Below are 22510 nucleotides of genomic sequence, written 5' to 3' on the forward strand. Positions count from 1 at the left end.
AATCAAATTTGCACACAGAGTAATCCCCATGAACATCAGCCAAGCCGCCCACATCACCGGCTTAAGCAGCAAAACCATCCGCGATTACGAACAAGCCGGGCTGATTGCCGCACCTGAGCGCGGTGCCAACGGCTATCGCCAATACACCGCCGAACACATCGACACCCTGCATTTCATCAAACACGCACGCGAAGTAGACTTTTCGCTGGCGCAAATCGCCGAGCTTTTGGCCTTGCGCAACAACCCTAGCCGTGCCAGCGCCGATGTTAAAGCCTTGGTGGGCGAACACATCCACACCTTGCAGCAAAAAATCGCCCGCCTGCGCGCCATGGAAACCACCTTGGCCGCCTGGCACGCACGCTGTCATGGCAACAACAGCCCGGATTGCGCCATTATCGAGCAGCTTAACGAACACACAGCCAAAAGCGGCCAACTGGGTTAAAATAGCGCCTTTGTTTTATCATTAAATATAGTGAATTAAATTTGAACCAATACTGCGTTGTCTCGCCTTGCCGTACTAGGTGTACTGTCTGCGGCTCGCCGCCTTGTCTTGATTCAAATTTAATCCACTATAAATATAGGCTGCCTGAACCTTCATTCAGGCAGCCTGTTGGATTTTCATGCGCCTAACCCACATCAAACTTTCCGGTTTCAAATCTTTTGTCGACCCCACCACCATCAGCGTGCCCGGCCAACTGGTGGCCGTAATCGGCCCCAACGGCTGCGGCAAAAGCAATGTCATCGACGCCGTGCGCTGGGTACTGGGCGAAGCCTCGGCCAAGCAATTGCGCGGCGAAAGCATGCAAGACGTGATTTTCAACGGTGCCGCCACCCGCCGCCCTGCTGCCCGCGCCGCCGTGGAGCTGGTGTTCGACAACCACGACGGCACCTTACAAGGCGCATGGGGACAATACGCCGAAGTGGCGATTAAGCGCCAGCTCACCCGCCAAGGCGAATCCAGCTACTACATCAACAACCAGCCCGTGCGCCGCCGCGACATCACCGACCTTTTCCTCGGCACCGGCGTGGGCGCGCGCGGCTATGCCGTGATTGAGCAGGGCATGATTTCGCGCATCATCGAAGCGCGCCCGGAAGAATTGCGCGCCTATATCGAAGAAGCCGCGGGCGTATCCAAATACAAAGAGCGCCGCCGCGAAACCGAAACCCGCCTCAAAGACACCCGCGAACACCTGCAACGGCTGGCCGACCTGCAAAGCGAGCTCGACCGCCAAGTGGAAAAACTGCAACGCCAAGCCAAAACCGCCGAACGCTACCGCAGCCTTAAAGACGAGCTGGCCGCACAGCAAGACTTGCTCGACTATGTACAATGGCAGCAAGCCTTGGCCGCCGCCGACAGCGCCACCGCCGCCCATCAGCAACACAAAAGCCAACAAGACCACCTTGCCGCCCAAGCGCAAGAATTGGCCGAAACCGCCCACACCCTGCAGCAAACCGAGCAGGCACAGCAACAAAACGCACACGAACACAACAACCAACGCGCCTTGTTGCGCGAGCAATGGGCGCGGCTGGAAGAGCAAATCCGCCACCGCCAGCTCACCCAACAGCGCTTCGAGCGCGACAAAGCCCAAGCGCAAAGCCAGCTGCAACGCCTGCACCAGCAGCAACAGCAACTGGCCGAAGAAGCCGAAGCCCTCAACATCCAGCTGGAAGAACAACAGCTCGCCTTAGAAGAATGGGCCATGCAAGTGGCCGAACAAGAAGCCTTGCTGCCCGAGCTGGAGCAACGCGCCCACCACACCGCACTGGTGCAGCAAAACCAGCAAGATCAACACAACCGCCTGCAACGCGAATTGGCGCTCAAGCAGCAACAGCAACGCCACGCCGAACACAGCCTGCAACAGCTTGCCCAGCGCCAACAGCGGCTACAACACGAGCTGGCCGCCCTCAACCTGCCCGCCGACACCGAGCTGGACACCGCCCGCCACACGGCCGAGCACAGCCAAACCGAAGTAGCCACGCTTGAGCACGCGCTGGCCGAATGCGAAGCGCAGTGGGCACACTGGCAACAACAACGCCAACACACCGAAGCCGAGCAGCAGCAACAGCAACACCAGCTGGTGGCCATCCAAGCGCAACACCAAGCCTTGCAAGCCCTGTTGCCCAGTGCCGAGAGCGGCCAAGATTTTTGGCAACACACCGGCCATGCCGAAGCCCCGGCGCTGTGGCAACACATCCACGTGGCCGAAGCCTGGCGCCACGCCGTGGCCGTGGCCTTAGGCCAGCGCCTGCAAGCCCGCCATATCGACCACTTCACCCCGCCCCAGCCCCTGCCCGCCGGTGCCGCCGCCTGGCTGCATCCGCACCGCCATGCCGAAGAAATCGGCGCCGCCGACAGCCTGTGCCAACACATCCGCAGCCAAGCCCCGTTTCAGGCAGCCTTGCAGCAATGGCTGGGCCACATCCGCTGCGCCAGCAATCTAGAACACGCCTTAGCACAGCAAAGCCAATTGGCCGCCCACCAAGCGTGGATTACCCCCGAAGGCCACTGGGTCGACCGCGCCGGGGTGGTGCTCTACCATGCCGACAGCCAAGACAACCTATTGCAACGCCGCGCGCGCATCAGCGAATTGGCCGCCGCCGCGGCCGAATTGGAAGCGCCGCTGGCCGCCAATGCCGCCGCACTGGCACGCTGTGTTAACGCCTGCGACAACGCCAGCGCCCAGCGCCACCAGCTCCAAACCCAGCTCAAGCAACAGCAACAACAGCTTCAGGCAGCCTTAAGCCACGCCGCCGAATTGATGGCACGCACCAACCAAGGCCAATTGCGGCGCGAACACATCCGCCAAGAGCTGGCGCAAATTGAACAAGAGCTGGCCGTACACCAACACAGCCAAGCCCAAAACGCCGGCGACAACGACACCTTGTCCGAAGCCTTGGCCACGCTGGATGCGCAACAACACGATTTGCATGAAAACAACCAACAACAACAGCAAGCCCTCAAACAAGCCCAATTGGCGGCATTGGAAGCCCGCCGCCAACACGGTCTGGCCGAAATGGCCGCCCACCGCCTGCAACAGCAGCGCCAACACATCGCCCAGCAACAGCAAGCCGCCGAGCAGCAAAGCGAAGAATGGCAAGAGCGCCAAAGCGAGCTGGCCTTGGCGTGGGAAAACGACAGCCACAGCGACGAACAACAAACCGCACTGGAAACGCTCAACAGCCAAATCGAAGCGGCCAACGAGCATTATCTGGCCGCCCAAAACCAGCTCAACCACACCCAGCGCCAACAGCAAACCCTATACCAACAGCAGCAAACCGTAAGCCACCAACTGCCCGCCGCCCAAGAAGCCGTGCAACAAGCCTTGCTGCAACAACAAGAAGCCCTGCTCAACGCCAAGCGCTTTCACGACAACCTGCACGCACGCCAAGCCGACACCGAAGCACTGGCCCACACCGCCGCACACACCCAAGCCGACACCCAAACCCTCAGCCAACACATCGGCGAGCTGGCGCAACGCCTCAACGGCTTGGGCTCGGTAAACCTGGCTGCGCTCGACGAACTAAACGAAGCCGATGAACGCAGCCGCTACTATGCCGAACAAAGCGCCGACGTTGAAGCCGCCATGGCCTTGCTGCAAGAAGCCATCGCCCAAATCGACGAAGAAACCAAAAGCCGCTTCAAAACCACCTTTGATGCCGTTAATGCCAAAGTGCAAACCTTCTTCCCCACCCTGTTTGGCGGCGGCGAAGCCAGCCTGACTATGGTGGGCGACGACTTACTCAGCGCCGGGGTATCGATTATGGCGCGCCCGCCGGGCAAGAAAAACAGCACCATCCACCTCTTAAGCGGCGGCGAAAAAGCCCTCACCGCCATGAGCTTGGTGTTTGCCCTCTTCAGCCTCAACCCCGCCCCCTTCTGCCTGCTCGACGAAGTAGACGCCCCGCTAGACGACGCCAACACCGGCCGCTTTTGCAACCTGGTCAAAGAAATGGCACTGCAAACCCAATTTCTCTACATCTCCCACAACCGCCTCACCATGGAAATGGCCGAGCAATTGGTGGGCGTTACCATGCAGGAAAAAGGCGTGTCGCGCATTGTAGCGGTAGACATCCAGCAGGCACTGAGCATGGCGCACAGTGCCTAAAGGCGCTAGGTATATTTTAAAAAATCAAAAGATGTGTTAAATTTTGTAATGTTGATTTCATATTAACTGAAATAACGTATCTGTGTATCAAGGCTGCCTGAAATATAAAACCATCATTGCCGAACTTAATTCGGCAAACCATTGCTGCACAGATTAGGCGTTTCAGGCAGCCTTATATAAATAAGTGCATCACTGCAGACATTAAAAAATTCGGTGGTGTCCTGAAAAGTATGCTGCCTATATTTTAGGCAAAAAATAAGACTATTATTTACATAAGCGAAACAGAAAAATCCCTGTTTATCTATAGTTTCTTATTTCCCTGCACCATGACTCTTACCTTGCTGGATCTTGCTTTTTTTCAGCAGCATACTTTTCAGGACACCACCAAAAATTCAAGCTTATTTTTGATTAAGGGAACACCCAAAATGCAAGACTTCCGCCACCAATACACACCGCCCGTAATCAGCGAAGACAATGTGATTGCCGAATACGATGGCAATGATGATGAGTACCTAGGCCAGCCGCAAGCCGTATGTGCTACGCCGTTTACCGCGATTTGTTTTTTGCCGAAGCCTAACAATACATCAGCCACAACAAAAGGCTGCCTGAAAATGCTTTCGCTTTGCCAAAGCGGTGCTTTCAGGCAGCCTTTTATTGTGGCGGCAAACAGAATCGTAGGGTGCGCCATGCGCACCCTACCTGCTTTCACACTGCTGCTAGGGTACTACTTGTGCCAGCAAGGGCGGCATGGGGCAGCGCAGGTTGGCGGCAATGGCGCGCATCAGCTCGCGTTCGGCCACATCAATGCGGCCATCGGCCTGAATGGCGTTGAGCACCATTTGTAACAGCTGTGCTTTATCGGCGATTGGCAAGCCGTCCAGCCGGGTAAGTGCGCTTTGCAAAGCAGCCAAGCGGCGCGGCGGTGCGGATGGCGGCAGTGCCGATTCGGCGGCGGCTTGGGCATAGGCTTGCTCGGCAAGTTGGCCATCGCCATTGAGCGACACCGCCCAAGCCAATACTTGCGCCGCATCGGCAGCACCTTCTGCCCAAGTGAGCGCCGCCGTATGGCGGTGCGCACGCAAATGGGCTTGCAGCACCGTCCACACGCACCATTCGTGCAAAGACAAGGTCTGGTCGGCCAGCATCAGTTGTTTCAACAAAGATTGCAGCGCTTGCCACTCGCTTTCAGGCAGCCTGGCCAAGGCGGGCAAGGCCAAGTCCACCAAAGGCAAAGCGTGCGCCGCTTGCAAGCCTTGCCGCCGCGCCTGCAAAGCGGCCACGCGCAAAGACAGGCCGTATTGGTGTTTGGCAATCGCCGTTTGCTGGCGCTCGGCCACGGCGGCATCGGCCGATAGCAATAAGGCACACAACAAGGCCTGTGCCTGCTCGGCATCTTGGCTGGCGGTATACCACGCCGCAGGCAGGCTTTGGCGCAGCCAAGCGGCATAGGCCATGTGTTCGGGATGGATGCGCATCACCTCATCAAGCACGCGCTGCTCTGCCGTTTGCAGCGGCGGCGGCATTTCGCCCAGCGGTTGCAACCAGGGCGACTGCAAGGGCTGGCCATCGCCGCCATTGTCACTGCTGCCAAAGCCCAGCCAGCCGCGATAGCCTTCCGCGCCCGTGCCCGTTTCTGCACGCGCCAATTCAGTAGCCAGCTGCCGCGCCGCTTGGGCATCCAGCCGCGCAATGCGTTTGAGTGTGGGCGGATGGGTGGCACTCAAGCGGGTGAGCCAATCGTCTTCGTTTACCGCATCAAACATAAAGTGGGCATATTCGTTGGCCTGCCAAGCATACCAATGCTGCTTTTGGCGGCTGCCGATTTTGTGCAAAGCACCCACCAAGCCGTCTTTTTGGCGCGTGAACTGCACCGCCGAAGCGTCGGCCAAGTATTCGCGCTGGCGGCTCACCGCAGCCTGTATCCATCCGGCCAGCAGGGTGCCCACGCCGCCCAACACCATTAAGCCCAAACCCAATAGCACACCAAACCAGCCAAATACAAACCAGCCTTGTGCCGCATCGTCTTCTTCACGCACTTTGTGGCTACGCCGCGGCCCCAGCACCAGCCAATGCCCCACCAAGCCAATCATCATCAAGCCGTGCAACAAGCCGGTGAGGTGCATATTCAGGCGCATATCGCCATTGAGAATATGGCTGAATTCATGCGCCACCACCGCTTGCAATTCATCGCGGTTAAGCGCTTGCAGCGCACCTTGGGTAATGCCGATTACCGCATCGCGCCGATGCAGCCCGGCGGCAAAGGCGTTGATGCCGTATTCAGGCAGCACATACACCCGTGGCAGCGGCAAGCCGGCGGCCAAGGCCATTTCTTCCACCACATTGAGCAAACGGCGCTGCGCCGCATCGGCATTGGCGGCCAACAGGCGCTGGCCGCCCAATTCTTCGGCCACCACCGTGCCGCCACGGCTGAGTTTGTGCAGCTTATACACCGTACCGCCCAACACCAACACCACCACGGCAAAGGCCGACCAGCCGAAAAACGCCGCCGAGCGCCGCCACAGCCAAGCCTGCTCCGGCGGCACACGCCACCATGGCAGGCTTAAGGCCAACAACAAAGTGGTGAGCACCACCATCACCACCACCGCGGCCAGATACAGCCACACCAAGCGGCGGCTCCAACGGCGCGCTTGTGCCTGATGCTCAAAAAAGCGCATACGCCGCCCGCCTTAAAACGACACTTTGGGGCTGTTTTGGATGGTTTCGCTGTCGGCAAACTGCAGCAGCGCCGCATCTTGCTTGTGGCCGAAAAAACCGGCCAGCACCACATAGGGGAACGATTGGCGCGTGGTGTTGTAGCCCATCACCGCATCGTTGTAGGCTTGGCGGGCAAACGACACGCGGTTTTCGGTGCTGGCGATTTCTTCGCTCAGCTGTTTGATGTTTTCATTGGCCTGCAATTCCGGATAAGCTTCCAATTGCACATTCAGCCCTTTCAGCGCTTGCAAGAGCTGATTTTCACTGCCCACCAGCGCCGCCAGCGCGGCCGGATTTTGCGGTGCGGCATGCGCCGCCTGCAATGCCGCCACCGCCGCATTGCGCGCCTGCGTTACCGCCACCAAGGTTTGGTTTTCATGGCTCAAGTAGGCCTTGGCCGCTTCCACCAGATTGGGAATCAAATCATGGCGGCGTTTGAGCTGCACTTCGATTTGCGCAAACGCATTTTGGTATTGGTTTTTAGCTGCCACCAATTTGTTGTACACCAGCACCGGCACGCCCACCAACAGCGCCAAAATCAGTAATGCCATCAACCAGCCCATTGTCTGCTCCTTTTTAATCAAAATACTGCGATAAATTGAAATGATGCACTTTATTTGTTTCAGGCAGCCTATTGATAACGCTGCCCATTATATTCCAACCAGCCATCGATATGGCGCCCGGCCGGATCGTGATGAGTCCAATGGATTACCCCGCCTTGCGGGTTGTATTCGTATACGCCGTAAAACGCCACTTCATCGCCCTTTTTCAAACCCGGCAAGCGTGGGGCGAGGTCGATATTGTGCGCCACCAGCACAGTATGCTGCGGGCTCAGCTTTAAAATAAAGCGTTGGTGGCGCGAGCCTTGGTTGTCGTCGGGCAGGGTTTTCTGCACCCGTCCTTGGCCGTGTAGCTGTACATTGCTTTGCTGACGGGCAAAGGCGGCGGCCACCGCATCATTGCCGGCAGCCACGGTGGCGGTATTGGTGGGTGCCTGCGGCGTGGCGGTGCTGGTAGACGCCTGCGGTGAGGCCGGCGCCGGTTCGCGCAGCCAGCCTGCCACCGCCACCAGTGCCAGCAGCCCAATCAACAGGCTGCGATAAGGTATTTTGCGCATATTCTGCTCATATTGCTTAACCGCAACATCATAACAAAATACGGCAAGTGCGGGCGATATGTCTGCGCTTGCCGTTGAATAAAAAGCCCGTTTTCAGGCTGCCTGAAACTTATACCAATTCTAAAAAATAAGATAACAAGGCGGCGAGCCGCAGACAGTACACCTAGTACGGCAAGGCGAGCCAACGCAGTTAGGTTGTTTTGTAGAATTGGTGTTATTTTTTCTTCGCGTGTTTGAGCGAGTCAATCGCCACCGCCAAGATAATAATCGAGCCTTTGATAATATATTGCCAATACGGGCTCACGCCGATATAGCTTAAGCCGTAGTTAATCAGCGTGAAAATAATCACCCCGATCACCACGCCAAACACGGTGCCCACGCCGCCGCTAAACGACACGCCGCCAATCACACAGGCCGCAATCGCATCCAGCTCGTACATAAAGCCGAGGTTGTTGGTGGCCGAGCCGATGCGCCCGGCTTCCAAAAAGCCGCCAAACGCATAAAACACGCCCGACAAAGTATAAATGCCCAGCAGATTCAGCGTTACATTCACGCCGGAAACGCGGGCGGCTTCGGGGTTGCCGCCAATGGCAAACAGGTTTTTACCAAAGCGGGTTTTATTCCAAATCACCCACACCAGCCCAATGGCAATCAGCGCGTAAATGGTGATGTACGACAGCCGAAAACCGCCAATGCTGAAAAAGCCTTGGGTAAAGCCGGAATAAGCGCTGTCGAAGCCCGCAATCGGTGCCGCGCCCACATAGTCGAAATAGAGCGAATTCATGCCGTAAAACACCAACATGGTGCCCAAGGTGGCGATAAACGGGGTGACATTCATATAAGTCACGATAATGCCGTTAATCAGCCCCAATATCGCGCCGATGGCACACACCAGCAAAATCACCAGCGGAATCGGCACCACATCCATGTGCGGGAATACTTTATTCACATTGTCCATCGACTGCAACAAAGTGGCCGACACCACCGCCGCCAAGCCCACCTGCCGCCCCACCGACAAATCCGTGCCTTGGGTCACAATCAGCCCGGCCACACCCAAGGCAATGATGATGCGCACCGATGATTGGGTGAGGATATTGCTTAAGTTGTTGAGGCTTAAGAATGAAGTGTCTTTCGACACAATCACCACCAACAGCAGCAGCAATACAAAATAGAGGGCTTTTTCTTTGAAAAAATGCGTGGCCTTGTTTAAGGTAGTGGCATTATTCATGGCGTTTCCTTCGGGTCATTCTGTTTTAGATTATGCTTCAGGCAGCCAGATGTTTTAGGCCGCCTGAAAACTTATAAATACTTGGCTGACAATTGCAAAATTTCTTCTTGGCTGGTTTTGGCGGTGTCTACAATCCCGGCCACACGCCCGGCACTCATCACCACGATGCGGTCGGTAATCCCCATCAATTCCGGCATTTCCGACGAGATAATAATCACGCCCTTATTGCGCTTGGCCAATTCCACAATCAGCTGGTAAATCTCGAATTTGGCGCCCACATCAATGCCGCGCGTGGGCTCGTCGAGCATGAGGATTTCCGGGCCGGTGAGCAGCCAGCGGCCGATAATCACTTTTTGCTGGTTGCCGCCGGAAAGCGAGCCGATGCGGGTTTTTTGCGAGGGCGTTTTCACGCGCATGGAGTCGATAACCCATTGCGTGTCTTTGTGCATGTCTTTGCTGGAAAGCAAGCCCAGCTTGACATAGCGGCGCATATTCGACACCAGCGAGTTAAACGAAATATCCAGCCCGGCAAAAATACCGGTGCTGCGCCGCTCTTCGGTTACCAGCGCAAAGCCGTTGCGGATGGCATCGAGCGGGGTTTTGTTGCGCACCGCTTTGCCGTGCACTTTTACGCTGCCGCTTTTTTGTTCGCGGATGCCGAACAGGGTTTCCACAATATCGGTGCGCTTGGCACCCACCAAGCCGCCGATGCCCAAAATCTCGCCTTGGCGCAGCTCGAAATGCACATCTTGAATGGAGGGCTGGTTTTTGGCAGTGAGTCCCGCCACTTCCAAAATCACTTCGCCCGGATGATTGTCTTTGGCGGGGAAGCGCTGGGTAAGGCTGCGCCCCACCATTTTGGCCACCAACTCGTCCATGCTGGTTTGCGCCACCGGCACGGTGTCGATCCATTTGCCGTCGCGCAGCACGGTGACTTCATCGCAAATTTTGAAAATCTCGTCCATTTTGTGCGAGATATACACAATGCCGCAGCCGCGTGCCTTGAGTTTGGCAATAATGTTAAACAAATGCGCCACTTCTTTTTCCGACAAGGAAGAAGTGGGTTCGTCCATAATCACGATTTTGGCGTCGTAGGAAAACGCTTTGGCGATTTCCAGCATTTGCATTTCCGACACCGTGAGCCGCGCTACTTTTTGCTTGGGGTCGATGTCGATATCCAGCTCATCGAAGATGGCGCGGGTGTCGGCATACATTTTTTTGTGGTCGATAAACGGGCCTTTTTTGGGGTAGCGTCCCAGCCACAGATTGTCCATCACCGAGCTTTGGCGCACCAGATTCAGCTCTTGGTGCACCATGGAAATGCCCGCCTCCAGTGCTTCTTTGGCGGTTTTGAAATTCACTTCTTGATCCAGAAAACGGATGCTGCCTGAATCTTTGGCATAAATGCCAAACAGGCATTTGAGCAAAGTGGATTTGCCCGCGCCGTTTTCGCCCATCAGCGCATGCACCGAATGGGCACGCACCTGCAAATTTACGCCATCGAGCGCTTTGACGCCCGGAAAGGCTTTGTGCACATCGTGCATGGTCAGCAACACCGGTGCCGCTGCGGCTGGCTTGGCTTCAGACTGTGCCATGATGCAATTCCTGTTGTGCCGTTATCAAAAATCGGCAATCCATAAAACAGCTTGTATAAAGGCTACCTGAAATCTTCAGGCAGCCTTTATACACTATCGTTGGCAATACTTATTTCAAAAACTGATCCAAATTGCCTTTGTCCACACCCACATACGGAATGCGCACGTTTTTGCCGTCCAGCTTCACCACCGAATTGTGTGACGGGTCTTTGCCTGCGGCCAAATCCACCGACAGCGCATATACTGCCTTGGCTTGGTTGACGCCGTCATTCAACACGGTGCCGGCCAGTTGGTCGGATTTAATCAGCTGTAAAGCTTCGGGCAGTGCGTCCACGCCAAAGGTGGGCAATACCGCGCCTTGGGCTTTCATGGCTTCAATTGCGCCCATGGCCATGGCGTCGTTGTTGGCAATCACCACTTCGATGTTTTTACCGGTGGGGCCGGAGAGCCACGCCTGCATAATGTCTTTGGCCTTGGCCGCATCCCACATGCCGGTGTCCAGCTGCAACTGCTTGCTCTTCACGCCATCGGCAGTGAGTTTTTCAATCACAAATTTGGTGCGCGCTTCGGCATCGGGATGGCCCGGCTCGCCTTTGAGCAACACATAATCCACCACGCCGTCTTTATTCAAGTCCCACGCGGCGTTGTCTTTCCATTTTTTGGCAATCAATTCGCCCTGGATTTCGCCCGACTGCTTCGGATCCGCACCCACATAATAGGCTTTGTCGTAAGCGGCCAGCGCGGCTTCACCCGGGTCTTTATTAAAGAACACCACCGGAATGCCCGCTGCTTTGGCTTTGTTGATTACTGTGGGTGCGGCGGCCGGGTCTACCAAGTTAATCGCCAGCGCTTTAACGCCTTTGGCAATCATCACATCTACTTGGTCGTTTTGTACCGACTGGTTGTTTTGCGAGTCATTCATCAACAATTCGGCGGTTTTGTGGCTGGCCGCTTCGCCTTCCAAGGCTTTGCGCATCAGCGACATAAAATTGTCGTCGTATTTATAGATGGCCACGCCGATTTTTTCTACTGCAGCCGGTGCTGCGGTGGCAGAAGCAGAGCCGGAAGCCGGTGCTGCCGCTTTATCGCCACCCGAACACGCCGCCAAGCCCAAAACCACGCTTAATGCCGCTGCCGCTACACTTTTCTTAAACATCCTCAATCTCCTTGGTATATGGGATACACTTTACAATCCGCTTGGGCTTTTGGGAATCTCAAAGTATAGACATCCATTGCAAGCTGCCTTAACGGAATTTTGCGTAGTGTGAAGTTTTTTTGACCATTTGTAAACTGGCTTTTGTGTAAATTTATTACAAGCGACTTCAGCGCTAAAAAGCTTATTAACACAGGAATGTTTACCGGCTTGAATTGCTGCAGCGCAATAAAAAACGGCTGTGCCTGCCCGCCATCATACTTATATCTGCTTATATCTGCTTAAAACAAGCTCGCTATAGCGGCATTGGCAATACCGCGTACCGTAACACCTAACTCTCAAAACTCTGCTAAACTGTTATAAAATTACTTCTTTTTAGCCATGCCCCGCCGCCCGTGCTGCGGTAAAATCCACTGCCGCCCACTGCTCTTTGCAGCGCCACAGCGGTTTACACCCCACTACATTTTGCAGGCCGCCATGATTGCTTTTGATCCCACCGAACACCCGCACCGACGCTACAACCCATTGGCAGACCAATGGATTTTGGTTTCACCCCACCGCGCCAAGCGCCCGTGGCAAGGCCAGCAGGAAGCCGCCGACAACACCCAGATCCTCGCCCACGATGCCCATTGCTATTTGTGCGCCGGCAATACCCGCATCAACGGCGAAATCAATCCGCACTACGAGGGGCCGTTTGTGTTTACCAACGACTTCTCCGCTCTGCTGCCAAACACCCCCGCCAGCACCGCACCGAGCCATCCCTTGTTTCAACAGCAAGCCGTGCGCGGCGTGAGCCGGGTAATCTGTTTCTCGCCCGACCACAGCAAAACCCTGCCCGAGCTGAGCTTGGCCCAAATCGAAGCCTTAATACAGGTATGGCAGCAGCAAAGCGCCGAATTGGGGCAGCAATACCGCTGGGTGCAGATTTTTGAAAACAAAGGTGCGGTAATGGGCTGCTCCAATCCGCATCCGCACGGCCAAATCTGGGCAAGCAACTTTCTGCCCGACCTGCCCGCACGCGCCGATGCCATGCAGCAGCAATACTGGCAACAGCACGGCAGCAATCTGTTGTTGGATTATGTGCAGCAAGAATTGGCACAGCGCGAGCGCATCGTGGTGGAAACCGAGCATTGGCTGGCCGTGGTGCCGTATTGGGCGGCGTGGCCGTTTGAAACCCTGCTGCTACCCAAAGCAGCGGTAGAGCGCATCACCGAGCTTAGCCCCGCGCAAAGCACCGACTTAGCACGGGCCTTGCAACAGCTCACCATCCGCTACGACAATCTGTTTCACACCCGCTTCCCCTACTCTATGGGCTGGCACGGCGCGCCGTTTGATGGCAATCATCAGCCGCACTGGCAGCTGCACGCCCATTTTTATCCACCGCTGCTGCGCTCGGCCAGCGTACGCAAATTTATGGTGGGCTATGAAATGCTGGCCGAAGCCCAGCGCGACCTCACCCCGGAGCAAGCCGCCGCCCAACTGGCCGCCTGTGCCGATATTCATTACCGCCGGCAATCTGAATCAGGCATCAATTCGGATTATTGAATTCAACATCAGCTTAAAAAAACAGATGCTTCTATTAACGCTGCCTGAAATCTTTTCAGGCAGCCTTTAAACCTCTAAATACCAATCCAAATACCATGACCCACACCCTAGCCCACATCTTTACCCAACAATTCGGCCACGCCCCCACCCTCACCGTGCGTGCGCCCGGCCGCGTCAACCTGATTGGCGAGCACACCGACTACAACGACGGCTTTGTGCTGCCTTGCGCCATCGACTTTGCCGCCCACATCGCCATTGCCGCCAACGGCAGCCAAACCGTGCGCGTGTATGCCGCCGATTATGCCGCACACGATGAATTTGCCTTGAGCGGCGAAATGAGCGCCAGCCCGCAGCAATGGGCGCAATACGTGCGCGGCGTGGTGTGGGCATTGGCCGAGCAAGGCTTCAAGCTCCCTGAAGGGGTCAACATCGCCATCAGCGGCAACGTGCCACAAGGCGCAGGCTTAAGCTCCTCGGCGGCGCTGGAAGTGGGCGTGGCCAAAGCCTTGCAGGCGCTGTTTGATTGGCCGCTCAACGAAACCGAGCTGGCGCTGATTGCCCAGCGCGCCGAAAACGCCTTTGTTGGCTGCCAATGCGGCATTATGGACCAGCTCGCCAGCGCCCGCGGCGTGGCCGGGCACGCCCTCTTGATCGACTGCCGCAGCCTCGAAACCACCCCCATTCCCATGCCCGCCGATTTGGCGGTGCTGATAGTGCATTCCAACGTGCAGCGCGGGCTGGTGGGCAGCGAATACAACACCCGCCGCGCCCAATGTCAAACCGCCGCCGCCTATTTTCACGCCGCCGCGCTGCGCGATGTAGACATGGCGCAATGGCAGGCACAACACTCCGGCTTGGATGCCGTGGCCGCTCGCCGCGCCCGATATATTATTCAAGAAAACCAACGCACCCTCGATGCCGCCACCGCCCTGCGCCAAGGCGACACCGCCGCCCTATCGCGCCTAATGGCCGCAAGCCACGCCGGCATGAAAACCGAATTTGAAATCACCCATCCGGCCGTAGATTGCCTGGTGGAGCTGATGGCGGAAATCATCGGCGAGCAAGGCGGCGTACGCATGACCGGCGGCGGCTTCGGCGGCTGCGTGGTGGCACTGCTACCGCACACACTCGTGCCCGCCGTAACCGCCCACATCAACGCCCACTACCACGCCCGCACCGGCCTACACGAAACCGTGTTTGTGTGCACCCCGCAAGCGGGCGTAGCCGCCAGCTTGGTGGCTTAACGCACCCTTCAACGCTATGAATAATAAGGCTGCCTGAAAATATGTTTTCAGGCAGCCTTTTATTGGAAAACATCTTGAATACATTGGCGGGAATGGATGCTAAAACCTAAATTTCTTTAAATGCCTGAGCCACTCTTTCCACCTCACACCGCTTCAGGCAGCCTTTTGCTTACTTGGCAACTTTCTGATTATTGGCCGCATTGCCCGAATAAGCAAACAGCGGCGCTTTCAAAGCAAACGCAAATGTTTCCGCATCCACAATGCCGACCACATGGCGGCTATCGTAAAGTTGCAGTAGAAACCCGGCCATTTCCTTATCGCTCACCTCGCCATCACCCGAAACGTCAAACTCACCCTCGGCGCGTGCACTTTGGTGCTTTTCATCACCGCGTGCAGCCAGTGGCGCTGGGTGTTGCCGCGCATCACGATAAGCTGGCCGTGTTGCAGCAGCATTTCGCGTTTTTCCTGCGTGCGTTTGTGTTTGAAGGCGAATTTGCGGGTGGCGCCTAAGCTCACGGAGGCGATGGCGCTGCCCGGTGCCAGCTCTTTTTCGTCGTCGCTGTGCCACGCCATGCCTTGGCTGCCGTCTGAATAAAGGTTGAGCAGGCAGGAATTGAATTGCGTGGGGCTAACGGCGGCGAGCTGGGTTTCTACGGCGTGTTTGATGTCGAGCAGCAGCGGATGCCATAAAAGTGCGGTGCGGCGGATGCCGGAATAGGTGTAGGAAAACGCGCGTTCGCCATACCACGCCACTTGGCGCGCGGTGGTGCGGTGTTGGCCGAACACCACCGCTTCATCGTGCCGCCAGGCGATTTGCGCCAGCAAGGTGCGCAGATAAACATCTGCTTGTGCAGCTGGGAACACGATACCGTAATCATTTACCGTGCCGTCGTAGGGCAGCAGATTATCGCTTGGCTGCGGCGCGAAGCCGAATAAATCCGCCATCATTCCGCCGCCTGTGTCGGTGCCAATTCTTTGGCCAACAAAGCCATTTTGCGGCCGCGCTGCCAGCGGTAGCCGCCGATGATGCCACTTTCGCGAATCACACGGTGGCAGGGAATCAGCACCGCCACCGGATTGCTGCCCACCGCGCTGCCCACGGCTCGGGCGGCGTTGGTTTGGCCGATGGCTTCGGCGATGCTGCCATAGCTTTTCAGGCAGCCTGAAGGAATCTGCAGCAGCGCCTGCCACACTTTAAGTTGAAACGGCGTGCCTTTTAAATGCAGCGGCACCGTGTCGGGCGTGCCCCCGCCAAACACCGCCAAGGCGCGCGCGTGCAAAGGGTGGGCTTGCGGCACCCGCTCGGCAGCGGGATATTCCGCCGCCAAATCGGCCAAAGCCTGCGCGCGCTCATCGGCAAACGCCATAAAACACACGCCTTTTGCCGTGGCCGCCACCAACACTTCGCCAAACGGCGTGGGCGCAAACGCATAATCGATGCGCAGGCCGGCGCCGCCGCTTTTGTATTCGCCCGGCGTCATCCCCTCGATGTGCACAAACAAATCATGCAGGCGCCCACCGCCCGAAAGCCCCGCCTGCCACGCCGCTTCCTGCACGCTGCCTTGCTGCTGCAACACCTGTTTGGCATGTTTGATGCTGATGTGCTGCAACATTTTTTTCGGGCTCACCCCCGCCCACGCCTGAAACTGACGCTGCAAATGCGCCGCACTCACATGCACTTGCGCCGCCACCGCCGCCAACGAAGGCTGCTCGTGCGCATGGTCGTAAAGGTATTCAATGGCCGCCGCCATACGGGCAAATTGGATTTGTTCGCTGTTCATCGTGTGGCTCCTACTTTTTATTTAAGGCCATGCTAAAACAAATTCAAAATGGAAACGACCCGATTCTTGCGGTTTTGATTAACAAGGCCGTCTGAAAATTATATCCATGCAGTAGAAGAAAAATAGTAAAAAATCGTTGCATCCGAAATGTTATTCAATTATGATTTTTTCCGTATTAAACCTACAGATTAACGGATAAACCCATGACCAAACTTTGCCGTTTAGGCGAAATTACCGATATTCACACCGGTTTCACTTTTCGCGGCAAGGTCGAGGAAGCGCCTGACGGCAATGCCCATATTGTGCAAATCAAAGATGCGCGCAGCCATTGGGAACACCGGCTCGGCAGCCATATCGACATCCACAGCCTGCCGAAAATCCATTGGCAGGGTAAATCTTATGCCCGTTCAGGCAGTGTGTTATTGCCGTCTCGAGGGGAATATCTGCGGGCGAGCTGTTTGCAGGCGGACGACGGCAATGCCAGCCCTGTCGTGGCCAGCAGCCAGTTTTTTGTGATTAACCCAAAAAGTGCGGTATTGCCCGAATACCTTTGCTGGTTACTCAATCAGCCGGCGATTCAAAACCGCTTACAGCACGACAGCCGCGGCAGCAATATTCCTATGCTGGGTATCGGGCAGATTAACGAATTACGGCTGCCGATAGCGCCTGTAAACACCCAAACACACATTGTGGCACTGGTGCATTTAGCGGAACAAGAACAACAAACCGCCGCACAACTACAGCAAAACCGCCAAACCCTTTTCCAAGGCATCTATCAGCATTTAATCAAGGAAAGCCAATCATGACCAGTCAAACCCAAGCCAACAACATCAACCAAGATAGCATCAACGACACTGTGTGGGCGGCCTGCGACACCTTTCGCGGCACGATTAGCGCGGACACTTATAAAGATTTCATCTTGACCATGCTGTTTTTGAAATACATCTCCGATGTGTGGCAAGACCACTATGAAAATTATCAAAAGCAATACGGCAACGAACCCGAATTGATTGCCGAAATGATGAAAAACGAGCGTTTTGTATTGCCGCAAAGCGCCAATTTTTACACCCTGTACAACCACCGACACGAGCCGGGCAACGGCGAGCGCATCGATCAGGCACTGCACGCCATCGAAGAAGCCAACGGCAGCAAACTCAAAGACGGCAGCAACAGCGTGTTCCAGGATATTTCGTTCAACACCGACAAACTTGGTGAAGAAAAGCAAAAAAATATTGTGCTCAGAATGCTGCTGGAAGACTTCGCCAAACCCGAACTTAACCTCAAGCCCAGCCGCATCGGCGGGTTGGACGTGATTGGCAATGCCTATGAATATCTGATTAAAAAATTTGCCGCCGGCGGCGGACAAAAAGCGGGCGAATTCTATACCCCGCCCGAAGTTTCCGAGCTGCTTGCCGTGTTGCTTGATCCGCAGGCAGGCGACAGCATTTGCGACCCCGCTTGCGGTTCGGGCAGCCTGTTGATGAAGTGCGGTCAAAAAGTCGTACAAAACCACAGCAGCAAAAGTTACGCTCTTTACGGGCAAGAAGCCATCGGCTCAACCTGGTCGCTCGCTAAAATGAATATGTTTTTGCACGGCGAAGACAACCATAAAATCGAATGGGGCGACACCATACGCAATCCCAAATTGCTCGATAGCCACGGCAATTTATTGCATTTCGATATCGTGACCGCCAACCCGCCGTTTTCACTCGACAAATGGGGGCACGACGAAGCCGAACACGATCCCCACCACCGTTTCCGCCGAGGCATACCGCCTAAAACCAAAGGGGATTACGCCTTTATCCTGCACATGATAGAAACCCTCAAAGCCAACAGCGGCCGAATGGGCGTGGTGGTGCCGCACGGCGTGCTGTTTCGTGGTGCGGGCGAGGGAAAAATCCGCCAAAAGCTGATAGAGGAAAACCTGCTCGATGCCGTGATCGGGCTACCTGAAAAACTGTTTTACGGCACCGGCATTCCTGCCGCCATTCTGATCTTTAAAAAGCAAAAAGCCGATAAAAGCGTGCTGTTTATCGATGCTTCACGGGATTACCAACCCGGCAAAAACCAAAATATGCTCACCCAAACGCAGATTGCCAACATCGCCACTGCCTATCAAAACCGCCAAAGCGCAGACAAATATGCCCACCTTGCCACGCTTGAAGAAATTGCGGCCAACGGCTACAACCTCAACATTCCCCGTTATGTCGATACCTTTGAAGCCGAAGCCGAAATCGACTTAACTGCCGTGCGCGCCGAGCGGGCGCAGCTTCAAGCCCGCTTGAGCGAACTGGAAAATGAAATGGCCGGCTACCTGAAGGAATTGGGCTATGAATAAGCCAATCATCATCTACAACACCGAAGATGGCAGAGCGGCAATTTCCCTGCATTTGCAGAATGAGACGGTATGGTTATCGCTAGACCAAATGGAAAAGAAAGTTACAACGGAATATCAAAAATTCCAAGCCAAAACCTTGAGCAAACCGCCGAAAAAGCAAAATAAAACGGGATAGAAACATGAACAACATCAAACCCAACGAAATCCAATTCCTGATTTATGACGAGGGGCAAGCCGAAGTATTGGCGCAAGACGAAACCCTGTGGGCAACACAAAAAAGCATTGCCGAATTGTTTTGTGTCAGCGTGCCGACGATTAATGAACACTTGAAAAATATCTTTGAAAGCGGCGAATTAGCACAAAATTCAACTATTCGGAAATTCCGAATAGTTCGCCAAGAAGGCAGCAGACAAGTCACACGAGAGCTAGAACATTACAACCTCGATGCCATCATCTCCGTCGGCTACCGTGTCAATTCGCAAAAAGCCACCAAATTCCGCATTTGGGCGACAGGCATATTAAAAGACTATATCCAAAAAGGCTTTGTGATTGATGTCGAGCGCATGAAACGGGGCGAAAACGCGTTTGGTGCAGACTATTTCCGTGAATTACTCGAAACAGTCCGCTCCATTCGAGCCAGCGAACGGCGTGTATGGCAGCAAATTACCGATATTTTTGCCGAAATTTCCTACGATTACGACAAAAACGCCGGCATTACCCAAGAATTTTATGCTGGGGTGCAAAACAAATTCCACTACGCCATCACAGGGCAAACCGCCGCTGAAATTATTTATACCCATGCCGACCAGTCCAAAGAACACATGGGGCTGACCACATGGAAAAACGCGCCCGATGGGCGGATATTGCAATCCGATGTGGTGGTGGCGAAAAACTACCTATCTGAAGCAGAAATCAAAAAACTTGAACGCAGCGTATCCGCCTATTTTGATTATGTGGAGCGTTTATTAGAAGACGGGCATTTATTGGGCATGGCAGATTTTGCCAAAAGCATTGATGAATTTTTGACCTTTAACCGCTACGACATTCTGCCGCACAAAGGCAAAATCAGCCAAAAACAAGCCACACAAAGAGCGGTTGGCGAATATCAGGCATTCAACAAACAGCAAAAAATTACCTCGGATTTTGATAAAGCCGTAAAACGCATTCAGGGGGATAAAAAATGAAGCAATTGCCGAATGGGTGGGGAAATACCGTACTTAGCCAAATTATGGATTTTAAAAATGGTTTAAATTTTACAAAATCTAATAATGGTGAAGCAATTAAAATTGTAGGCGTAGGGGATTTCAAGGATTTAACTGAATTAAAATCAACTGAAAATCTAGATATAGTTTATGTTGATAATACTATTAAAAATGAAGAACTATTAAAAAATGGTGATTTATTACTTGTTCGCTCGAATGGAAATAAAGAACTTATAGGGCGCTGCTTATTTTTTCCAATTGTAGAAGAACGATTATCTTTTTCTGGATTTACCATCCGAGGACGAGTGGTTAATAAAGGTGCAGATGCGCAATTTATTTCTAATTTTATGCAATCTAAAATTCTAAAGCAGCAAATTCAAAAAAATAGTGGTGGTACAAATATTTCCAATCTTAGCCAAGAAATTTTAAATAGCATTAATATAATGTTACCCCCACTCCCCGAACAAACCAAAATCGCCCAAATCCTCGGCACTTGGGACAAGGCCATTCGCACCACCGAACAGCTTATTGCCAACAGCGAACAACAAAAACAAGCCTTGATGCAGCAGTTGTTGACAGGTAAAAAGCGGTTGTTAAATGATGATGGTGAGCGGTTTTGTGGGGAGTGGGATGAAGCACATTTGAATAATTTATTGAGCGAGGTAAGATTAAGAAATCAAAATGAGAATATCCAAAGGGTTTTAAGCGTTACCAACCATAGTGGCTTTGTTTTACCTGAGGAACAATTTTCAAAAAGGGTTGCCAGCGAAAATGTGTCCAATTACAAAGTCGTAAAGCAAGGGCAGTTTGCCTACAACCCATCACGATTGAATGTGGGTTCATTTGCACGATTGGATAAATTTTCAGACGGCATATTAAGCCCTATGTACGTTGTATTTTCTGTTCAATCAAATTTATTGGATAGTGATTTTTTCCTGCACTGGATGCAATCTCACGAAGTAAACCAGCGGATTAAAAACAGTACGCAAGGCTCAGTAAGAGAATCAGTTGGATTTGATGCTTTCTGTTCTTTTCCGTTTAGACTTCCAATAATGGAAGAACAACAAAAAATCGCCGCCGTATTAACCGCCGCCGATAATGAAACTGAAACCCTCAAACAAACCCTATGCCGTCTGAAAACCGAAAAACAAGCCCTGATGCAGCAGCTTTTGACGGGGAAGTTGCGTGTACAGGTAAAGGCTGCCTGAAGCAGGAGGAAAAACAATGAAATTCGAAGTGTATTGCGATGAAAACTACCCCGATTTGTTTAATTCCGCCAAGCCCCATGCCGATTTTATGATGATAGGCAGTTTGTGGCTGCCTGAATCACTTAGGAGCGACATCAAGCAACGAATTTTGGAATTGCGTCAAAAGCATAATATTTGGGGCGAAATCAAGTGGCGCAAGGTGGATAAGCGTGCATTGCCCTTTTATATGGCTTTGCTTGATTTGTTTATGGGCTATAAAGACAGTGTTCGGTTTCGCTGTATTGCCGTGAGTCGCCATCAGTTTAAAAGCGATTGGCACAACGGCGATAATGAGCTGGGATTTTATAAGTTTTATTATCAGTTGCTGCATCATTGGATTTTAGATTTTAATGAATACCGTATTTTTTGTGATGTAAAGCAAAACAGGGATTTGAAACGTTTGGATGTCCTCAAGCAATGTTTGGCTAACAGCAATATTTCGGCAAATATCCGGCAAATTCAGTCTTTGCCGTCTTCTGAAGTGGTGTTGATTCAGCTTTGTGATTTGCTTTTGGGTATGGCTTCTGCCCGAATGAACCGCACTTTGCGCCCCCAAAGTGCCAAAGAGGAATTGGTATTGTCATTAGAGGGGTGGCTGAATAAGGAAATCGGCATGACACATCGTGATGAGAAGAAATTCAATGTGTTTCGGATTAATCTGCAAGGAGGCTGGTGATGCAGGATTTGCCTTCTTTACTGAGTTTGTCTTGTTGGCAGGATTACCGCACTTACTATGAAAACAACTATTGCCGCGCTGAAATCACCACGACTGACGGCATTCGGGTGTATTTTTCAGCGGGCAAATTCAATCATGCTTTTTATGAAAGCACTAACGACAAAAGCAAAAATGAGTTTAGTCGGCTTCGCGCCGAGCGTATGCCTTGGATAGCCCACACGCTGGCGCACCCAGAAGCAAGCCTTTATCAAGGCTGGATAAGTGCAAGCAAAACACACAATCCCGCCCGTAGGGTGAGTGTGGTTTATGCGGATTTTGTGGTGGTGATTGATATAAGTGCCAATCAGCAAAACAAGCTGAAAGCCAATTTTGTGACTTGTTATGTCGCCGATAACAGTATTGGCAGAATAAGAAAATCCCCAGTTTGGAGCAGGACTGAATGCTGTGCCCAACTGGGGATTGTGGAATGAGCTGCCGCTGATTCGCTACGCTGGTTCTGCGGCAAAAACCTCGGTAAGTTCATTACCGATGGGTAATGAATCCGTGTTTATGGTAGCGCATAG

21 protein-coding genes and 1 pseudogene are annotated in these 22510 nt (G+C 53.7%); 11 read left to right on the forward strand and 11 right to left on the reverse strand.

What is annotated here, in order from left to right; genetic code table 11:
* Positions 1-28: 28 nt before the first annotated feature.
* Complete coding sequence (gene cueR / locus JQU52_RS11805; protein WP_230338680.1) at positions 29-442, forward strand: Cu(I)-responsive transcriptional regulator; 414 nt, start codon at positions 29-31, stop codon at positions 440-442.
* Between the two features lie 19 nt (positions 443-461).
* Here cueR and JQU52_RS11810 read toward each other — a convergent pair.
* Positions 462-574, reverse strand: a pseudogene (locus JQU52_RS11810) (IS5/IS1182 family transposase); the annotation flags it as partial.
* A gap of 46 nt (positions 575-620) precedes the next feature.
* Between JQU52_RS11810 and smc the strand changes: the two are divergent.
* Entirely contained in the window at positions 621-4106 is a 3486-nt protein-coding gene (gene smc / locus JQU52_RS11815; RefSeq protein WP_230338681.1) for a chromosome segregation protein SMC, read from the forward strand.
* Positions 4107-4479: 373 nt separating this feature from the next.
* On the opposite strand, the gene JQU52_RS11820 is transcribed toward smc, so the two are convergent.
* The 7 genes from JQU52_RS11820 to mglB form a co-directional block, all read right to left on the reverse strand.
* The gene (locus JQU52_RS11820; RefSeq protein WP_230338682.1) at positions 4480-4800 is read right to left on the reverse strand and encodes a hypothetical protein; all 321 of its coding nucleotides are present in this window, start codon (positions 4798-4800) and stop codon (positions 4480-4482) included.
* 22 nt (positions 4801-4822) lie between these two features.
* Positions 4823-6781: a M48 family metallopeptidase gene (locus JQU52_RS11825; RefSeq protein ID WP_230338683.1), complete on the reverse strand. Its 1959-nt coding sequence runs from the start codon at positions 6779-6781 to the stop codon at positions 4823-4825.
* 12 nt (positions 6782-6793) lie between these two features.
* Positions 6794-7384 (reverse strand): LemA family protein, encoded by a 591-nt coding sequence (locus JQU52_RS11830; RefSeq protein WP_230338684.1) that lies wholly within the window; start codon positions 7382-7384, stop codon positions 6794-6796.
* A 68-nt stretch (positions 7385-7452) separates the two neighbouring features.
* On the reverse strand, positions 7453-7938 hold the full coding sequence (locus tag JQU52_RS11835) for a DUF3465 domain-containing protein (protein WP_230338685.1): 486 nt from the start codon (positions 7936-7938) through the stop codon (positions 7453-7455).
* A 214-nt stretch (positions 7939-8152) separates the two neighbouring features.
* Positions 8153-9166, reverse strand: coding sequence for a galactose/methyl galactoside ABC transporter permease MglC (gene mglC, locus JQU52_RS11840; RefSeq protein ID WP_230338686.1), 1014 nt, complete (start codon positions 9164-9166; stop codon positions 8153-8155).
* 71 nt (positions 9167-9237) lie between these two features.
* On the reverse strand, positions 9238-10761 hold the full coding sequence (mglA, locus tag JQU52_RS11845) for a galactose/methyl galactoside ABC transporter ATP-binding protein MglA (protein WP_230338687.1): 1524 nt from the start codon (positions 10759-10761) through the stop codon (positions 9238-9240).
* Between the two features lie 109 nt (positions 10762-10870).
* Positions 10871-11917 carry a galactose/glucose ABC transporter substrate-binding protein MglB gene (gene mglB, locus JQU52_RS11850; RefSeq protein WP_230338688.1) on the reverse strand — a complete coding sequence of 349 codons (1047 nt, stop codon included), beginning with the start codon at positions 11915-11917 and terminating at the stop codon, positions 10871-10873.
* A gap of 474 nt (positions 11918-12391) precedes the next feature.
* On the opposite strand from mglB, the gene JQU52_RS11855 reads away from it, so the two are divergent.
* On the forward strand, positions 12392-13459 hold the full coding sequence (locus JQU52_RS11855) for a UDP-glucose--hexose-1-phosphate uridylyltransferase (RefSeq protein ID WP_230338689.1): 1068 nt from the start codon (positions 12392-12394) through the stop codon (positions 13457-13459).
* Positions 13460-13554: 95 nt separating this feature from the next.
* Positions 13555-14703, forward strand: a complete 1149-nt coding sequence (gene galK, locus JQU52_RS11860; RefSeq protein WP_230338690.1) for a galactokinase — start codon at positions 13555-13557, stop codon at positions 14701-14703.
* Between the two features lie 169 nt (positions 14704-14872).
* Here the strand turns inward: galK and JQU52_RS11865 are convergent, their stop codons facing one another.
* From JQU52_RS11865 to JQU52_RS11875, 3 genes are read right to left on the reverse strand one after another with little or no spacing between them, the layout of a single operon-like run.
* A complete protein-coding gene (locus JQU52_RS11865) occupies positions 14873-15028 on the reverse strand; it encodes a hypothetical protein (protein WP_230338691.1) in 156 nt (51 codons plus the stop codon).
* The gene (locus tag JQU52_RS11870; protein ID WP_230338692.1) at positions 15025-15651 is read right to left on the reverse strand and encodes an alpha-ketoglutarate-dependent dioxygenase AlkB family protein; all 627 of its coding nucleotides are present in this window, start codon (positions 15649-15651) and stop codon (positions 15025-15027) included. Before JQU52_RS11870 ends, JQU52_RS11865 begins: the two co-directional genes overlap by 4 nt.
* Positions 15648-16484 carry a bifunctional transcriptional activator/DNA repair enzyme AdaA gene (locus JQU52_RS11875; RefSeq protein WP_230338693.1) on the reverse strand — a complete coding sequence of 279 codons (837 nt, stop codon included), beginning with the start codon at positions 16482-16484 and terminating at the stop codon, positions 15648-15650. The genes JQU52_RS11870 and JQU52_RS11875 overlap by 4 nt, the downstream gene beginning before the upstream one ends.
* Before the next feature lie 203 nt (positions 16485-16687).
* On the opposite strand from JQU52_RS11875, the gene JQU52_RS11880 reads away from it, so the two are divergent.
* Genes JQU52_RS11880 through JQU52_RS11910 form a run of 7 tightly spaced genes read left to right on the forward strand, consistent with a single transcriptional unit; the run spans position 16688 to position 22417 of the window.
* On the forward strand, positions 16688-17290 hold the full coding sequence (locus JQU52_RS11880) for a restriction endonuclease subunit S (protein ID WP_230338694.1): 603 nt from the start codon (positions 16688-16690) through the stop codon (positions 17288-17290).
* Positions 17287-18822: a type I restriction-modification system subunit M gene (locus tag JQU52_RS11885; protein ID WP_230338695.1), complete on the forward strand. Its 1536-nt coding sequence runs from the start codon at positions 17287-17289 to the stop codon at positions 18820-18822. Before JQU52_RS11880 ends, JQU52_RS11885 begins: the two co-directional genes overlap by 4 nt.
* On the forward strand, positions 18815-18997 hold the full coding sequence (locus JQU52_RS11890) for a hypothetical protein (RefSeq protein WP_230338696.1): 183 nt from the start codon (positions 18815-18817) through the stop codon (positions 18995-18997). The genes JQU52_RS11885 and JQU52_RS11890 overlap by 8 nt, the downstream gene beginning before the upstream one ends.
* Before the next feature lie 4 nt (positions 18998-19001).
* A complete protein-coding gene (locus JQU52_RS11895; protein WP_230338697.1) occupies positions 19002-20006 on the forward strand; it encodes a virulence RhuM family protein in 1005 nt (334 codons plus the stop codon).
* On the forward strand, positions 20003-21232 hold the full coding sequence (locus JQU52_RS11900) for a restriction endonuclease subunit S (RefSeq protein WP_230338698.1): 1230 nt from the start codon (positions 20003-20005) through the stop codon (positions 21230-21232). The genes JQU52_RS11895 and JQU52_RS11900 overlap by 4 nt, the downstream gene beginning before the upstream one ends.
* A 16-nt stretch (positions 21233-21248) precedes the next feature.
* Positions 21249-21947: a DUF3800 domain-containing protein gene (locus JQU52_RS11905; RefSeq protein WP_230338699.1), complete on the forward strand. Its 699-nt coding sequence runs from the start codon at positions 21249-21251 to the stop codon at positions 21945-21947.
* Positions 21947-22417, forward strand: a complete 471-nt coding sequence (locus tag JQU52_RS11910; RefSeq protein ID WP_230338700.1) for a hypothetical protein — start codon at positions 21947-21949, stop codon at positions 22415-22417. Before JQU52_RS11905 ends, JQU52_RS11910 begins: the two co-directional genes overlap by 1 nt.
* The last annotated feature ends 93 nt before the right edge of the window (positions 22418-22510 follow it).

Origin of the sequence: Paralysiella testudinis (assembly GCF_016894345.1) — a bacterium.
GTDB lineage: Bacteria > Pseudomonadota > Gammaproteobacteria > Burkholderiales > Neisseriaceae > Paralysiella > Paralysiella testudinis.

What these genes read in the sequence shown, in the direction of transcription:
- cueR (WP_230338680.1), top strand. Translation starts at nt 29, where the DNA reads ATGAACATCAGCCAAGCCGCCCACATCACCGGCTTAAGCAGCAAAACC.
- smc (WP_230338681.1), top strand. Translation starts at nt 621, where the DNA reads ATGCGCCTAACCCACATCAAACTTTCCGGTTTCAAATCTTTTGTCGAC.
- JQU52_RS11825 (WP_230338683.1), bottom strand. Translation starts at nt 6,781, where the DNA reads ATGCGCTTTTTTGAGCATCAGGCACAAGCGCGCCGTTGGAGCCGCCGC.
- JQU52_RS11830 (WP_230338684.1), bottom strand. Translation starts at nt 7,384, where the DNA reads ATGGGCTGGTTGATGGCATTACTGATTTTGGCGCTGTTGGTGGGCGTG.
- JQU52_RS11835 (WP_230338685.1), bottom strand. Translation starts at nt 7,938, where the DNA reads ATGCGCAAAATACCTTATCGCAGCCTGTTGATTGGGCTGCTGGCACTG.
- mglC (WP_230338686.1), bottom strand. Translation starts at nt 9,166, where the DNA reads ATGAATAATGCCACTACCTTAAACAAGGCCACGCATTTTTTCAAAGAA.
- mglA (WP_230338687.1), bottom strand. Translation starts at nt 10,761, where the DNA reads ATGGCACAGTCTGAAGCCAAGCCAGCCGCAGCGGCACCGGTGTTGCTG.
- mglB (WP_230338688.1), bottom strand. Translation starts at nt 11,917, where the DNA reads ATGTTTAAGAAAAGTGTAGCGGCAGCGGCATTAAGCGTGGTTTTGGGC.
- JQU52_RS11855 (WP_230338689.1), top strand. Translation starts at nt 12,392, where the DNA reads ATGATTGCTTTTGATCCCACCGAACACCCGCACCGACGCTACAACCCA.
- galK (WP_230338690.1), top strand. Translation starts at nt 13,555, where the DNA reads ATGACCCACACCCTAGCCCACATCTTTACCCAACAATTCGGCCACGCC.
- JQU52_RS11870 (WP_230338692.1), bottom strand. Translation starts at nt 15,651, where the DNA reads ATGATGGCGGATTTATTCGGCTTCGCGCCGCAGCCAAGCGATAATCTG.
- JQU52_RS11875 (WP_230338693.1), bottom strand. Translation starts at nt 16,484, where the DNA reads ATGAACAGCGAACAAATCCAATTTGCCCGTATGGCGGCGGCCATTGAA.
- JQU52_RS11880 (WP_230338694.1), top strand. Translation starts at nt 16,688, where the DNA reads ATGACCAAACTTTGCCGTTTAGGCGAAATTACCGATATTCACACCGGT.
- JQU52_RS11885 (WP_230338695.1), top strand. Translation starts at nt 17,287, where the DNA reads ATGACCAGTCAAACCCAAGCCAACAACATCAACCAAGATAGCATCAAC.
- JQU52_RS11890 (WP_230338696.1), top strand. Translation starts at nt 18,815, where the DNA reads ATGAATAAGCCAATCATCATCTACAACACCGAAGATGGCAGAGCGGCA.
- JQU52_RS11895 (WP_230338697.1), top strand. Translation starts at nt 19,002, where the DNA reads ATGAACAACATCAAACCCAACGAAATCCAATTCCTGATTTATGACGAG.
- JQU52_RS11900 (WP_230338698.1), top strand. Translation starts at nt 20,003, where the DNA reads ATGAAGCAATTGCCGAATGGGTGGGGAAATACCGTACTTAGCCAAATT.
- JQU52_RS11905 (WP_230338699.1), top strand. Translation starts at nt 21,249, where the DNA reads ATGAAATTCGAAGTGTATTGCGATGAAAACTACCCCGATTTGTTTAAT.
- JQU52_RS11910 (WP_230338700.1), top strand. Translation starts at nt 21,947, where the DNA reads ATGCAGGATTTGCCTTCTTTACTGAGTTTGTCTTGTTGGCAGGATTAC.